The following is a 14,966-nucleotide window of genomic DNA, read 5'->3' on the forward strand; positions in this document are numbered from 1 at the left end:
CGACGCGGGGAGCGCGCCTGCTGCGTGCCACGATGGAGTCATGCTGCGCACCGTCTCCGCCTCGCTGGATCTGCGTCTGAACGGTCCGACCGACCTGATCTTCCTCGTGGCTGCGACGCCCACGGGCGACTCCTTCGAGGACTCCTTCACCGTCCACCTCGACGGCGAGCCGGTCCCGGTACGGGAGTTCCCGGGCCGGCACGGGGCGCGGGTGCACCGCGTTGCCGGCATCCGGGGTGAGCTGCGGGTCGAGTACCGGGCGCGGGTCCTCGGACACGGTGCCCCGGACGAGCCGAGCGAACTCGAGCTGGTCGAATACTTGCGGCCGAGCCGGTATGCGGAGGCGGACGTGCTCGGCGGTATCGCCCGCCGCGAGTTCGGCCGGGCTCGCGGCTTCGAGGCGCTGACGGCGGTCGAGGAGTGGGTGCACGGGCACCTCTCCTACGTCTACGGCTCGACGATCGGCACCGGGGGAGCGGCGCAGGTGGTCGAGAGCGGGCAGGGCGTCTGCCGCGACTTCGCGCATACCGTCGCCGGCTTCCTCCGCGCCCTCGACATCCCCGCCCGGGTCACGGCGGTCTATGCACCGGGCCTGGCACCGCGTGACTTCCATGCGGTGACGGAGGCCTGGGTGGGCGGCGCCTGGCACGCGGTGGACGCGACGCGGTTGGCTCCGCGCGGGTCGATGCTCCGCATCTCGTCGGGTCGGGACACGGCCGACACGGCGTTCCTCAGCAGTTACCTGACCGATCTGAGCTTGACGGGCATGGACGTTGACGCCGACTGCGACGCCGCGCTCGTCGACGACCACGTGTCGCCGGTGCGGCTGGGCTGACGGGCGGGCTCAGTATCGACTCGCCGGCTGGGCCCACTGCCGCCTCACCCTGTGCTCAGGCGGCGAGCGCTCCGAGCGCCGACCGAATGATCGGCTCGGGGTCGCCGGGCTCGATGAAGGAGGCGCTGGAGGACTCGATCCAGTACTCGCCGACGAAAGCGTCCGCGACTCCGCGCCCCTCCGTCACCTGGTAGTAACCCTCGACCTGCGACGGCTCGCCGTAGGTGGGGACGGCCTTGCTCGTGGTGAAGAACTCGTTCTTGAGCGCCTCGATCACGTCGGGGTCGAGGTGCGCGACGGCGAGCTGCAGCTGGGCCCCCGAGTCGTCGGACCAGCCGCAGACCAGGCCGTTGTACTGCGCGATCTCCTGCGAGACGGCGGTCCGCTCGACGTCGTCGGTCGGCAAGAAACCACTCCACAGCCCGCTCAGCGCCGAGGCGGGCACCAGCTGCTCGCAGGAGAGGGGGATCGGAGTTCCGCTGACAGCGCCGCTCGCGCTCGGCTCCGGGTCGGCGGCGGGGGAGCAGCCGGCGAGGGTCGTCGCGGTGAGCGCGACGAGGAGGAGGGTGAGGGGACGGCGCATGCGTGGCACCCTAGCAACGCCTCCCGGCCGAGCGGCCGCGCGGTGTCGGGAGGCGGAGGGCGCGGGCGCGACGGCCGGTAGAATCGGGCCCCGTGACTCCTGAACAACTCGCATCCTCCCTGCACGCTCTCGTCCTCGACGCCGTGCAGCGACGAGGGAGCGACGCGGGCGTGGAGCTCCCTGACGTGGTGCTGGAGCGGCCGAAGAACCGCGATCACGGTGACTGGTCCTCGAACATCGCGATGAAGCTTGCGAAGCGGGTCGGCGCTAACCCGCGCGAGCTCGCGGCAGAGCTGGCCGAGGGCCTGGGCGCTGTCGACGGCGTGGCCACGGTCGAGGTCGCCGGGCCCGGCTTCCTCAATGTGCGGGTCGAGGCCGCGGCGGCGGGGGCCCTCGCGGGCGTGATCGTCGAGGCGGGCGAGGCGTACGGCACCGGGTCCGCCTACTCCGGGGTGCGGATGAACCTCGAGTTCGTCTCGGCCAACCCCACCGGACCGATACACATCGGCGGTACCCGATGGGCGGCGGTCGGCGACAGCCTGGCCCGGATGCTGCTCGCCCAGGGCGCCGACGTGACCCGGGAGTACTACTTCAACGACCACGGCGCGCAGATCGACCGCTTCACCCGGAGCCTCCTCGCGGCGCACCGGGGCGAGCCGACTCCCGAGGACGGCTACGGCGGCGCGTACATCGGGGACATCGCCGAGCGGGTGGTCGCCGCCTACCCGGGCGACCTCTCGGTTGTGCCCGAGGAGGAGCTGGCCGAGACCTTCCGCTCGATCGGCGTCGAGCTGATGTTCGGTGAGATCAAGCAGAGCCTGCACGAGTTCGGCGTCGACTTCGACGTCTACTTCCACGAGAACTCGCTGCACGAGTCGCGTGCTGTCGACCGCGCGATCCAGCGCCTGCGCGAGCTTGGCCACCTCTTCGAGGCGGACGGAGCGACGTGGCTGCGCACCACGTCCTTCGGCGACGACCGCGACCGCGTCGTGATCAAGAGCGACGGCGAGGCGGCCTACATCGCGGGCGACCTCGCCTACTACCTCGACAAGCGCGAGCGCGGCTTCGACCGGGCCATCATCATGCTCGGTGCCGACCACCACGGCTACCTCGGCCGGATGATGGCGATGTGCGCCGCGTTCGGCGACACTCCGGGCGTGAACCTCGAGATCCTGATCGGCCAGCTGGTCAACCTGATCCGCGACGGCCAGGCAGTCCGGATGTCCAAGCGCGCCGGGACCGTCGTGACGATGGAGGACCTCACGGAGGCCGTCGGCGTCGACGCCGCGCGCTACTCGCTGGTGCGCTCCTCCGCCGACTCGACCCTCGACATCGACCTCGACCTGCTGACCAAGCGCAGCAACGACAACCCCGTCTACTACGTGCAGTACGCGCATGCGCGCACCCGTCAGGTCGCCGCGAAGGCCGCGGGATCGGGCGTGCCCGTCGAACCGTTCGCGCCCGAGACGCTGGTGCACCCGACCGAGTCGGCGTTGCTGGGCGGTCTGCAGGAGTTCCCGCGGATCGTGGCGCACGCGGCCGAGCTGCGCGAGCCGCACCGCGTCGCGCGCTACCTGGAGGAGATCGCCGGTCTTTACCACCGCTGGTACGACACCTGCCGCGTCGTGCCGCAGGGCGAGGACCCGGTCGAAGCGGTGCACTCGACCCGGCTCCGCCTGAACGAGGCGACTGGGCAGGTGCTCCGCAACGGACTCTCGCTCCTGGGCGTCGGCGCCCCGGACCGGATGTGAGCGCGGTGGCGCCCCGGCGCGGGCGAGGGCGGCGCGCGGCGCTGGTGGTCGTCGTCACGCTGGTGCTGCTCGTGATCGCGGCGGTGGTCGGCGACTCGGTCGCCCGCCGGGCCGTCGCCGATCGCGCCGCCGCGAGCCTGCGCGAGGCGCTGGCGCTACCCGCTGACCGGACCGTGGACGTCGACGTGGCCGGATGGGCCGTGCTCCCGCAGCTGATCGCGGGGCGGCTGGACCGGCTGGACCTGCGCAGCTCCGACGTCGTGTTCGGCGAGCTCGACGGCGATGTCGCCGCGACCCTGATCGGCGTGCCGGTCAGCGCAGCGGGTGCCATCGACTCCGGCAGCACGACGGTCGCGATCGAGGCGGCGTCCGTCGCGCGGCTGGTCACCGAGCGCAGCACCGTGCCGGTCGACGACGTGACCCTCGATCCTCCGCTCGTGCGCGTGAGCGCTTCGGTGGACGTGCTCGGAGTGACGCTCGGCGCGGGTGTCGGCATGCAGCTGGCCGCTGTGGCCGGCGCGATCCAGCTGACTCCGGCCGAGATCTCGGCGGCGGGTGCGACCTTCTCGGCGACCGACTTTCGCGACCGCTTCGGTGCCGTCTCGGGCGACCTGCTCGCCCCGACCTCGCTCTGCATCGCGGATTCCGTACCGCGCGGGCTGACTCTCACCGGGGTCGAGGTCGCGGAAGAATCGCTGAACGCGACCTTCGCGCTCTCCCCGATGGTCCTCAGCGACCCGGAGCAGCAGGAGCCGGGCAGCTGCTCGTGAGCTGTAGCGAACCGCGAGAGCAGGGGCAGCGCACCCCCTGAGCCCGTGCGGGGCTCCCGGCGGCGACCGGTAGGATCGGAGCCCTGTGCCGGCGTTTCCCGCGGGCCGAACACTGACATCGCTGGCTTCAGGGGTCAATCCGGACCCGCTCGCCACGCAGTGACGCTCCCACTCTCTCTTGTGAGGTCTCACCCGTGGACACTGTCGACTCCCGCGCCCCGCGGCATCCGCTCGCTCCGGACTGGCTGCACACTCCCGAGGACGCCGACGCGCTCGTGGAGGGTGTCTGGTCGGACAACACCGTGCGCGATTCCACCGGCGCCGTCCGCATCGCCGGAGTGCCGGTCGCCGAGCTGGTGCGCGAATACGGCACTCCTCTCTATGTGATCGATGAGGCCGACGCCCGGCGACGAGCGGTCGAGATGCGCGAGGTCTTCTCGCGGGAGTTCGCCCGCGTCGGCACCGGCGTCACCGTCTATTACGCGAGCAAGGCCTTCCTCTCGGCGGACGTCGCCCGTTGGATGCGCGACGAGGGGCTGAATCTCGACCTCTCCAGCGGCGGCGAGCTGGCCGTGGCGCTGGCCGCGGGCATCGAGCCGGAGCGCTTCGGCCTGCACGGCAACAACAAGTCGCTCGCCGAGATCGACCGGGCCGTCGGGGTGGGCGTGGGGACGATCGTGCTGGACAGCCTGATCGAGATCGAGCGCGTCGCGGCGGCGGCGGAGCGGCACGGCCGGGTGCAGGCGGTGCGCCTGCGCGTGAACAGTGGAGTGCACGCGCACACCCACGAGTTCCTCGCCACCGCCCACGAGGACCAGAAGTTCGGTCTCGCGCTCGCCGACTGCCCGGCCGCCGTCGCGCGCATCCGCTCCCTCCCGTCGCTGCGCTTCCTCGGCCTGCACTGCCACATCGGCTCCCAGATTTTCGGCTCGGATGGCTTCGCCGAGTCGGCGTCGCGCCTGCTCGACGTGCACGCGTCCCTGCTCACCGACGGACCGGTTCCCGAGCTCAACCTCGGCGGCGGGTTCGGCATCGCCTACACCAGCGCGGACGATCCCACTCCGATCACCGCGATCGCGGCCGCCGTCGCGGACGCCGTCGCCGAGCAGTGCGCGGCGCGCGGGATCCCGGTGCCGCACATCGCGATCGAGCCGGGCAGGGCGCTGATCGGGCCCGCCGGGCTCACGCTCTACGAGGTCGGTACGGTCAAGGACGTGGTGGTCGGCACCGAAGGAGCGACCGCTGTCCGCCGCTACGTCAGCGTCGACGGCGGGATGAGCGACAACGCGCGTCCGGCCCTGTACGGGGCGGACTACACGGCGCGGATCGCCGGCCGCTCCTCCGCCGCGGAGCCCGCCCTCGTGCGTGTGGCCGGGAAGCACTGCGAGTCGGGCGACATCGTCGTCCACGACGACTTCCTGCCCGCGGACGTGCAGCCCGGCGACCTGCTCGCCGTCGCCGCGACCGGCGCCTATTGCTGGTCGCTCGCCAGCAACTACAACTATCTCGGGCGACCCCCGGTGGTCGCCGTGCGAGACGGGCGCTCGCGCGTCCTCGTGCGCGGCGAGACCGAGGAGGACCTCCTCCGCCGCGACGTCGGCATCGAACGAAAGGCCACCTCCCGATGATCGAGTACCGCAGCCTCCGCGTCGCCCTGCTGGGCGCCGGGTCCGTCGGTGCCCAGGTGGCGCGCCTCCTGCTCGACCACGGCGACGAGCTCGCCCAGCGCGTCGGGGCGCCGCTGGAGCTCGTGGGCGTGGCCGTCAGGGACGTCGATGCGCCCCGCACGGCAGATATCCCGCAGCACCTGCTCACCACCGACGCCGAGTCGCTGATCCTCGGCGCGGACATCGTCGTCGAGCTGATCGGCGGTCTGGAGCCTGCGCGCAGCCACATCCTTGCCGCGATCTCCTCCGGCGCAGACGTGATCACGGCGAACAAGGCACTGCTCGCCGCGCACGGCAACGAGCTGTTCGAGGCGGCCGACCAGGTGGGCGCACAGCTGAACTACGAAGCGGCCGTCGCCGGGGCGATCCCGATCATCCGGCCGCTGCGCGACAGCCTCGCCGGCGACCGGGTGCACCGAATCCTCGGCATCGTCAACGGCACGACCAACTACATCCTCGACCGGATGGACACCGAGCACTCCAGCCTTGAGGACGCGCTGGCCCGCGCGACGCAGCTCGGCTACGCGGAGGCGGATCCGACCGCAGACATCGAGGGCTACGACGCGGCCCAGAAGGCCGCGATCCTCGCTCGCCTGGCGTTCCACACCGACGTCCCGGTGACCCTGGTGCACCGCGAGGGCATTACCGGCATCACCACGGCGCAGGTCGACCGGGCCCGCGACTCCGGCTACGTGATCAAGTTGCTCGCGATCTGCGAGCGCCTGACCGATGCGAAGACGGGGGAGGAGGGTGTGTCGGCCCGCGTCTATCCCGCGCTGGTGCACCGCTCCCACCCGCTCGCCGCCGTCCACGGCGCCAACAACGCGGTGTTCGTCGAGGCGGAGGCGGCGGGCGACCTGATGTTCTACGGCGCCGGCGCCGGTGGGATCGAGACGGCCTCCGCCGTGCTCGGGGACGTCGTCTCAGCCGCCCGCCGTCACATCGTCGGTGGTCCCGGCCTCGTGACCAGTGCGAGCTCCGGCCTCGCTGTGCTGCCGATCGGCCACGTCACGACGCGCTACCAAGTGACCCTCGAGGTGCTTGACCGCCCCGGCGTGCTCGCGCAGATCGCCGGCGTCTTCGCCGACCACGGCGTCTCGGTCGAGACGCTGGTGCAGACCCCGCCAGGAGTCGACCCGTCGGTGGCGCAGGGCGGTGCGGAGCGGCGCGACCCGACCGCTACCCTGGTCATCGGCACGCACGCCGCGGCGGAATCCGATCTGGCAGCCACCGTCACCGCTCTCCATTCGCATGGTTTCGTCGGCGCCGTGACGTCCGTTCTACGAGTTGAAGGAGCCTGAGATGGCCAAGCAGTGGCGCGGAGTCCTGCACGAGTACGCGGACCGCCTCGATGTCACCGAGGCGACCCCGGTCATCACTCTCGGCGAGGGCGGCACGCCGCTCATCCCCGCCGCGGCCCTCTCGGCACGCACGGGCGCGAAGGTGTGGGTCAAGTACGAGGGCATGAACCCGACGGGATCCTTCAAGGACCGCGGCATGACGATGGCGATCTCGAAGGCCGTCGAGCACGGCGCTAAGGCCGTCATCTGCGCCTCGACCGGCAATACCTCGGCCTCGGCCGCGGCCTACGCCACGCACGCCGGCATCACCGCGGCCGTGCTTGTGCCGGAGGGCAAGATCGCCCTCGGTAAGCTCAGCCAGGCCATCGCGCATAACGCGCAGCTGCTGCAGGTGCAGGGCAACTTCGACGACTGCCTCGACATCGCCCGCGATCTTGCTAAGAACTACCCGGTGCACCTGGTGAACTCGGTCAACCCCGACCGCATCGCCGGCCAGAAGACCGCGGCCTTCGAGGTCGTCGAGGTCCTGGGCGACGCGCCGGACTTCCACATCGTGCCGGTGGGTAACGCGGGCAACTACACCGCGTACTTCCGCGGGTACTCGGAGGAGCTGGAGCGCGGAGAATCGACGCGCCTCCCGCGCATGTTCGGCTTCCAGGCCGAGGGCTCCGCTCCGATCGTGCACGGTGCCCCGGTCCGCCACCCCGAGACGATCGCCAGTGCGATCCGGATCGGCAACCCGGCCTCGTGGGAGCTCGCTCTGAACGCGCGCAGCGTCAGCGACGGCTACTTCGGGGCGATCAGTGACGAGAAGATTCTGGAGGCGTACCGCATCCTCGCGGGCGAGGTAGGCGTCTTCGTCGAGCCGGCGTCGGCGATCAGCGTCGCGGGGCTGCTCGAGCGCGCCGAGGCCGGAGCGATCCCGAAGGACGCGACCGTCGTTCTGACGGTCACCGGTCACGGCCTCAAGGACCCGCAGTGGGCATTGCGCACAGCCGATGGCGCGGACATCACGCCCACCGTCGTCCCGGTCGACACCGCCGCGATCGCGGAGGTGCTGGGGTTGGCCGGCGCATGACCTCGGCCGTTCCCGTCGGCCGCACCGTCCATGTGAAGGTCCCCGCCACCTCGGCGAATCTGGGCCCCGGGTTCGACACGCTCGGCCTCGCCCTCTCGTTCTACGACGAGCTCGATGTGACGGCCGTCGCAGCGACGGGCGCACGGGTCACTGTGCACGGCGTCGGCGAGGGCGAGGTAGCGACCGATGAGACGAACCTCGTCGTGCAGGCGATCGCGTACACCTTCGCCGACCAGCGGCAGGAGATGCCCGGCATCGAGGTCATCGCGCGCAACATCATCCCGCATGGCCGCGGGATGGGGTCTTCCGGGGCCGCGATCGTGTCGGGGATCATGGCGGCGAAGGGGCTGCTCGAGGGCATCGTCGAGCTCGACTCGGACGACCTGCTCCGTATCGCCACCGAGATGGAGGGGCACCCCGACAACGTCGCACCCGCGCTCTTCGGTGGGCTGACCATCGCCTGGGTGGAACCGCACGCCTCCGGTACCGACAATTCGCCGCTCCGCCCGCGCTCGAAGAAGCTGATGGTGCACCGGGGAGTGTCCCCGGTCGTCTTCGTGCCCGAGCACACCATGTCGACGCGGCTCGCCCGCTCGCTCCAGCCGCAGAGCGTCCCGCACGAGGACGCGGTGTTCAACGTCTCGCGCTCCTCGCTCCTGATCGCGGCCCTCATTCAGAGCCCCGAGCTGCTGTTCGCGGCGACCGAGGACAAGCTGCACCAGAATTACCGCGCGGCGGCGATGCCGGAGACCTCCGCCCTGATCGCGCTCCTGCGCTCGCACGGCTACGCGGCCGTCGTCTCGGGCGCCGGACCGAGCGTCCTGGTGCTGTGCAGCGACCCCGCGCAGCGCCTCGCTGCCGCGGATCTGGTGGAGAAGCAGGCCCCCACGCCGTGGCGCGCGCACATGCTGGCCGTCGACTTCAAGGGTGCTACAGTGGGGACCGCATCCCGAGGAACCGCGTAACGAGCGGAATCTGTCCGACGGATCGTCCCGACAACCACGGCCATCACATCGTGTGAAGGGCGCCCCTGCTCCTCTTGCAGACCGGCGCCTGGTCTCCGGGCCCTTTCTGCGCTTTCTTCGGCAGTCGGCCTCGGCGGCCGAGAGCATCGCGTGGATCAGAACACGCGATGGCACCGCACGGTCGATGAGCTCTCCCGGTGAGCACTCGTTCCCGGGGGGAAGGAACCCTCTCCAGTGACAGACGTCAACACCCACGGCTCGACCGTGGATCTCACCGCCGACCTCTCGGCCCTGCGGGTCGCCGAGCTCCAGGCTCTTGCGACGCGCCTCGGCCTCGGCGGTGCCTCCAAGCTCCGCAAGGGCGAGCTCGTCCAGGCGATCTCGGACCTCCGCGCCGCCACCGCGGAGGACACGCCGGCCGCCGATGTGGTCGCTCCGGACGATGCCGCGCTCACCCTCGATGTCGCAGCGGTCGCGCTGGACGTCGAGGCAACCGGCGTCGCTCCCGATGTCGACGCCACCGGCATCGAGGCGGAGCCGGCCGACGTGGCCGAGCAGTCCGCTCCCGAGCCCGAGGCGCCGGCGGAGCTGCCGACGGCCGTCGAGAGCACCGAGGCCGACACAGCCGATGTGCTCGAGCAGGTCGCGCCCACTGTGGAGGAGCCGGCCGTGACCGTCGCCGAATCTGCCCCGCTCGAACTCCAGCTTCCCGCCGCCGCCGAGCAGGTCGCGGAGCCCGCCGAGCGCACCCCGCGCCGCCGCAGCTCGCGACGCGCCTCCAGCGGCACGGTCGCCGCCGGCGAGCACGTCAACATTCCCGGCGGGAGCGGCGTCGAGTCGCTGATCCCCGATCTGCCCGTCATCGAGCAGGATCGCGACGCCGACCAGGCCGCGAAGTCCGTGATCGACATCGAGCTGCCCAACGGGCCGGAGCCGGAGGACTCCTCCCGAGAGGGCGGCCAGCGCGAGCGTCGTGGACGCCGTCGCAGCCGCGGCGGCAGCGCTGAGCAGAACGACCAGGCCGAGCAGGCGCCCGCCGAGAACGACGCCGACTCCTCCGACTCCGGCGACCAGCAGGAGCAGCAGAACGGCGACCAGCAGCAGAACGGCGACCAGCAGGGCACGGGCCGCGGTCGCAATCGCCGTAACCGCAACCGCAACCGCGGGGAGGACCGTCAGAACGACGCTCAGCAGAGCCCCGCCGCGCAGTCCCAGCCGCAGAACGGCCAGGGCTCGCGCGCCGCACAGGCCGAGGGTCAGCAGGCTCCGCAGCAGCAGAACGGCTCCGGCCAGCAGCAGAACGGCCAGCAAGCCGAGGGCGAGGACGGGCGCCGAAGCCGCTACCGCGACCGCAAGCGCCGTGGCGGAGCGGTCGGCGACGACATCGAGCCCGAGATCGGTGAGGACGACGTCCTGATCCCGGTCGCCGGCATCCTGGACGTCCTCGACAACTACGCCTTCGTGCGCACCACCGGCTACCTGCCCGGCGTCAGCGATGTCTACGTCTCGCTCGGCCAGGTCAAGAAGTACAACCTGCGCAAGGGCGACGCGGTCGTCGGCGCCATCCGCCAACCCCGCGAGGGCGAGGGCGGCGGACGCCAGAAGTACAACGCAATCGTCAAGGTCGATTCGATCAACGGCCAGAGCGTCGAGGAGGCCGCGGCGCGGGTGGAGTTCCAGAAGCTCACCCCGCTCTACCCGACCGAGCGCCTGCGCCTCGAGACGGAGCCGGGCAAGCTGACCCAGCGGATCATCGACCTGGTCGCCCCGATCGGCAAGGGCCAGCGCGGCCTGATCGTCGCACCGCCCAAGGCCGGGAAGACCATCGTCCTGCAGCAGATCGCCAACGCGATCGTGCAGAACAACCCCGAGGTCCACCTCATGGTCGTCCTGGTCGATGAGCGTCCGGAGGAGGTCACCGACATGCAGCGCACCGTCCGCGGCGAGGTGGTCGCCTCCACCTTCGACCGCCCGGCCGAGGACCACACGACCGTCGCCGAGCTCGCGATCGAGCGCGCCAAGCGCCTGGTCGAGCTGGGCCACGACGTCGTCGTGCTGCTCGACTCCATCACCCGCCTCGGCCGTGCCTACAACGTGACCGCGCCGGCCTCGGGTCGCGTGCTCTCGGGCGGCGTGGACGCCTCGGCGCTGTACCCGCCGAAGAAGTTCTTCGGAGCGGCGCGCAACATCGAGAACGGCGGCTCGCTGACCATCCTCGCAACGGCGCTCATCGAGACCGGATCGAAGATGGACGAGGTGATCTTCGAGGAGTTCAAGGGCACGGGCAATATGGAGCTGCGGCTCTCGCGCCACCTCGCCGACAAGCGGATCTTCCCCGCCGTCGACGTGAACGCGTCCGGCACCCGCCGCGAGGAGATGCTGCTCAGCGCCGACGAGGTCAAGATCACCTGGAAGCTGCGCCGCGCCCTCGCCGGGCTCGACCAGCAGCAGGCGCTGGAGATCATCCTGTCGCGCTTGAAGGAGACGACGTCGAACGTCGAGTTCCTGATGCAGGTCTCGAAGTCGGCGGTCGGCCCGGCCACCGCCGGCCACGGCAACGGCCACCACTAGCGCCCCGACGTCCGCGGTCGCCCCTGTCATCGGGGGCGGCCGCGGACGTTTTCGCGTCCCCGGGGCGAGCAGCCCCACCCCCGAACCACACCCGGAAGCCAGGACCCCATGTTCGAATCCGTCAGCGTCCTCCTCGCCGAGCACGAGGATCTCCAGACGCAGCTTTCCGATCCGGCTCTGCACGCCGATGCCGCGCGCGCCAAGAAGGTCAACCGGCGTTACGCGGAGCTGAGTCGGATCGCGGCGGCGCACTCCGCGTGGATTCAGGCGGGCGAGGACCTGGAGGCGGCGCGCGAGCTCGCCCGCGAGGACGAGGCGTTCGCCGAGGAGATCCCCGAGCTCGAGGAGTCGCTGCGAGTGGCCCAGGAGAAGCTGCGGCGCCTCCTCATCCCGCGCGATCCGGACGACGGCCGCGACGTGATCATGGAGATCAAGGGCGGCGAGGGTGGGGCCGAGAGCGCGCTGTTCGCGGCCGACCTGCTCCGGATGTACCTGCACTACGCCGAGGCGAAGGGCTGGAAGACCGAGATGCTCGACCGCGACGAGTCCGACCTCGGCGGCTACAAGAACGTGCAGGTCGCGATCAAGAGCACCGCCACCGACCCCTCGCAGGGCGTCTGGGCCCATCTGAAGTACGAGGGCGGCGTGCACCGCGTGCAGCGCGTCCCCGTGACGGAGTCGCAGGGCCGCATCCACACCTCGACCACCGGCGTGCTGGTGTTTCCCGAGGTGGACGCGCCCGAGGAGGTCGCGATCAACCAGAACGATCTGAAAATCGATGTGTATCGCTCGTCCGGCCCCGGCGGGCAGTCGGTCAACACCACCGACTCCGCGGTGCGGATCACCCACCTTCCGACCGGCATCGTGGTTTCGATGCAGAACGAGAAGAGCCAACTGCAGAACCGGGAGGCCGGTATGCGCGTGCTGCGGGCCCGCATCCTGGCGCGCCAGCAGGAGGAGATCGCCGCGGCCGCCTCCGACGCGCGCAAGACGCAGATCCGCACGATGGACCGCTCCGAGCGGATTCGCACCTACAACTTCCCCGAGAATCGCATCGCCGATCACCGCACCGGCTACAAGGCCTACAACCTCGACGGCGTGATGAACGGGGCGCTCGACCCGGTGGTCGAGAGCGCCATTCAGGCCGACGAGGAGGCCCGCCTGGCCGACATCGGCTCCGAGGAGGCATGAGCCTCGAGACCGCCGGCGTCGATGCGCGCGCCCTGCTCGCGGACGCGGTCGGCCGCCTCACCGCCGCGCGCGTCCCCACTCCGGACGTCGATGCCGAACTGCTCCTCGGGCACCTGCTCGGGCTCGGCCGCGGCCAGCTGCAGGCGCGCCTCATCACGGGGCTGACCGTCGACGAGGAGCACGGCCGGGCCTTCTCGAGCGCGATCGAGCGCCGAGCGGCACGCGAGCCGCTCCAGCACATCACCGGAGTCGCGCCGTTCCGATCGCTCGAGCTAGCGGTGGGTCCCGGAGTGTTCGTTCCGCGCCCCGAGACCGAGGGCGTCGCGCAGATCGCGATCGATGCCCTGCGCGCCGTCGTGGATCCGGAGCCGGTCGCCGTCGACCTCGGCACGGGCAGCGGAGCGCTGGCGCTCGCGCTCGCGCATGAGGTGCCGCACGCCCGCGTGATCGGCGTGGAGAACGCCCCCGAGGCGTTCATCTGGGCCCGGGGCAACCGCGAGCGGCTCGGGCTCGAGAACGCCCGGATCGTCTTCGACGACCTCGCCCGGGCCCTGCCCGAGCTCGACGGCACCGTCTCGGTGGTCGTCTCGAACCCGCCCTACATCCCGGCCGCCGCACTCCCGCGCGACCCGGAGGTGCGTGTGTACGATCCGCCCGCGGCCCTCTACGGCGGTGAGGACGGGCTCGACGTGATCCGCTCGCTCTCGCGGACCGCGCTGCGCCTGCTTCGTCCCGGGGGAGTGCTCGTGATCGAGCACGGCGAGCTGCAGGGCGCCGAGATCCGGGCGCTTCTCACCGCCGACGGCTGGCGCGGGGCAACGACGCAGCGTGATCTGACGGGACGCGACCGCGCGACGCTGGCGGTGCGCTGAAGCATCGTCAGGCTCTGCTAATGTCATCGGCGGTCCGGCGGCAGTGCCGGGTTGACACGCTCAGGAGGCTCGCATCGTCGCTGCACGCGAACCGCGCGATCGTCCACGCCGTCGGCTGCGCTCGGCCCTGCTGATCGGCGTGGCCGTCCTGCTGGTGCCGGCGCTGGTGATCGTCGCCGGGCGGCTCCTCGAGCCCGGCACACGCAGTGCCCCCGTCGCCTGCGGGCCGTCGTCCGCGACGACCGTTGATTCGGAATCCGTCGTCGCCTCCCCTGTCGTCACTCCCTCCGGCGACGACTACCTGGGCAAGCACGCCTTCCTCCGCGGTGTGAACGTGTTCGACCTGCAGGCGCGCGTTGACGTCGGCGTCGACTGCACCGCCGCCAACCCGGTCGAGAGCTACGACTATCTCGCCGGCCGCGGGCTCTCACTGGTGCGGCTCGCGGTGCCGTGGTCGCTCCTCCAGCCGCAGGCCGACGGCGAGAGCACCGACGACGCGCTGGCGAAGGAACTCGATCCGGACGCCGTCGCCCTGCTCCGCTCCGAGATCGAGGCGATCGGCGCCGCCGGCATGCGGGTGGTGCTTGATCTGCACAACAACGGCACGTATCCGGCGAGCCAGGGCGAGCTGCCCGAGGGGACAGTCTGGTTCGGCTCGGGGATCTCGGTGGCGCAGGCGCAACGGGTCTGGACCCTGCTCGCGACGCAGTTCTTGGCCGACGGACGGATCGCCGCGTACGACCTCTTCAACGAGGTCAAGCGGGCGCTGGTCCCCGTCGCGACGTACAAGGCTTACATGCAGGCCGTGGTGACGGCGATCCGTGACACCGGCGACCGGCACACGATCTGGGTCGAGGGGATGCGCGAGGGGGCGACCGGAACGCTCGCCGCGATCGCGCCCGACGGTCCGTGGATCCAGGATCCGCTGAAGAGGATCGTCTACTCGCAGCACTTCTACCCCGGCGGCACCGGCACGACGCTCCGCTCGGTCAAGCAGGGTGGGGTGGAGGAGGACCTGTTCGTCGGCTCGTTGACCATCTTCGGGCGGTGGTGTCAGCGGTACACAGTGCACTGCTCCGTCGGCGAGGTCGGCTGGCCGAGCGACGAGAGCCTCGTGCTCGCCACGGGCGGCGTCGGTTCCTGGACAGACCTCGGCGAAGCTTTCTACGCGGTCGCTGACGTCTACGGCCTCGACGTCACCTACTTCGGCTCCACTCGTAAGCCGGACTGCGGCTGGCTGATGGCGTACTGCGGGGACGACCATGAGATCAACGACGCACGCTCGCAGAGCGCGGTGATCGAAGAGCATCTCTCGCGCTGAGCGCCCATGTCCCCCTCGCGGGAGGGGGTACCCCCGAATAAGGCTCAGTCGCGCGTCCCGC

Annotated in this window: 12 protein-coding genes; 11 read left to right on the forward strand and 1 reads right to left on the reverse strand. The window is 71.0% G+C overall.

Features of this window, described 5'->3' with window-relative positions:
• The first annotated feature begins 40 nt into the window (after positions 1-40).
• Positions 41-835: a transglutaminase-like domain-containing protein gene (locus C5D07_RS08800; protein WP_104259169.1), complete on the forward strand. Its 795-nt coding sequence runs from the start codon at positions 41-43 to the stop codon at positions 833-835.
• Positions 836-890: 55 nt separating this feature from the next.
• Here C5D07_RS08800 and C5D07_RS08805 read toward each other — a convergent pair whose 3' ends face one another.
• Positions 891-1,418, reverse strand: coding sequence for a hypothetical protein (locus C5D07_RS08805; RefSeq protein WP_104259170.1), 528 nt, complete (start codon positions 1,416-1,418; stop codon positions 891-893).
• A 92-nt stretch (positions 1,419-1,510) separates the two neighbouring features.
• Here C5D07_RS08805 and argS point away from each other — a divergent pair, with 92 nt between their 5' ends.
• The 10 genes from argS to C5D07_RS08855 all read left to right on the forward strand — a co-directional run bounded on the left by argS (position 1,511) and on the right by C5D07_RS08855 (position 14,905).
• Complete coding sequence (gene argS / locus C5D07_RS08810; protein WP_104259171.1) at positions 1,511-3,169, forward strand: arginine--tRNA ligase; 1,659 nt, start codon at positions 1,511-1,513, stop codon at positions 3,167-3,169.
• Between the two features lie 5 nt (positions 3,170-3,174).
• Positions 3,175-3,939: an LmeA family phospholipid-binding protein gene (locus tag C5D07_RS08815; protein WP_146076662.1), complete on the forward strand. Its 765-nt coding sequence runs from the start codon at positions 3,175-3,177 to the stop codon at positions 3,937-3,939.
• Between the two features lie 194 nt (positions 3,940-4,133).
• On the forward strand, positions 4,134-5,567 hold the full coding sequence (gene lysA, locus C5D07_RS08820; protein WP_068254085.1) for a diaminopimelate decarboxylase: 1,434 nt from the start codon (positions 4,134-4,136) through the stop codon (positions 5,565-5,567).
• Positions 5,564-6,907, forward strand: coding sequence for a homoserine dehydrogenase (locus C5D07_RS08825; RefSeq protein ID WP_104259173.1), 1,344 nt, complete (start codon positions 5,564-5,566; stop codon positions 6,905-6,907). Before lysA ends, C5D07_RS08825 begins: the two co-directional genes overlap by 4 nt.
• Before the next feature lies 1 nt (position 6,908).
• Entirely contained in the window at positions 6,909-7,985 is a 1,077-nt protein-coding gene (thrC, locus tag C5D07_RS08830; RefSeq protein WP_068254080.1) for a threonine synthase, read from the forward strand.
• Entirely contained in the window at positions 7,982-8,950 is a 969-nt protein-coding gene (gene thrB, locus C5D07_RS08835; RefSeq protein WP_104259174.1) for a homoserine kinase, read from the forward strand. Before thrC ends, thrB begins: the two co-directional genes overlap by 4 nt.
• Before the next feature lie 234 nt (positions 8,951-9,184).
• On the forward strand, positions 9,185-11,521 hold the full coding sequence (rho, locus tag C5D07_RS08840) for a transcription termination factor Rho (protein ID WP_104259175.1): 2,337 nt from the start codon (positions 9,185-9,187) through the stop codon (positions 11,519-11,521).
• 108 nt (positions 11,522-11,629) lie between these two features.
• Entirely contained in the window at positions 11,630-12,712 is a 1,083-nt protein-coding gene (gene prfA / locus C5D07_RS08845) for a peptide chain release factor 1 (RefSeq protein ID WP_104259176.1), read from the forward strand.
• Positions 12,709-13,584 (forward strand): peptide chain release factor N(5)-glutamine methyltransferase, encoded by an 876-nt coding sequence (gene prmC / locus C5D07_RS08850; protein ID WP_068254065.1) that lies wholly within the window; start codon positions 12,709-12,711, stop codon positions 13,582-13,584. Before prfA ends, prmC begins: the two co-directional genes overlap by 4 nt.
• A 139-nt stretch (positions 13,585-13,723) precedes the next feature.
• Positions 13,724-14,905, forward strand: coding sequence for a glycoside hydrolase family 5 protein (locus tag C5D07_RS08855; RefSeq protein ID WP_068254064.1), 1,182 nt, complete (start codon positions 13,724-13,726; stop codon positions 14,903-14,905).
• The last annotated feature ends 61 nt before the right edge of the window (positions 14,906-14,966 follow it).

It is taken from the genome of Rathayibacter tritici, from assembly GCF_002932875.1.
GTDB classification, from domain to species: domain Bacteria; phylum Actinomycetota; class Actinomycetes; order Actinomycetales; family Microbacteriaceae; genus Rathayibacter; species Rathayibacter tritici.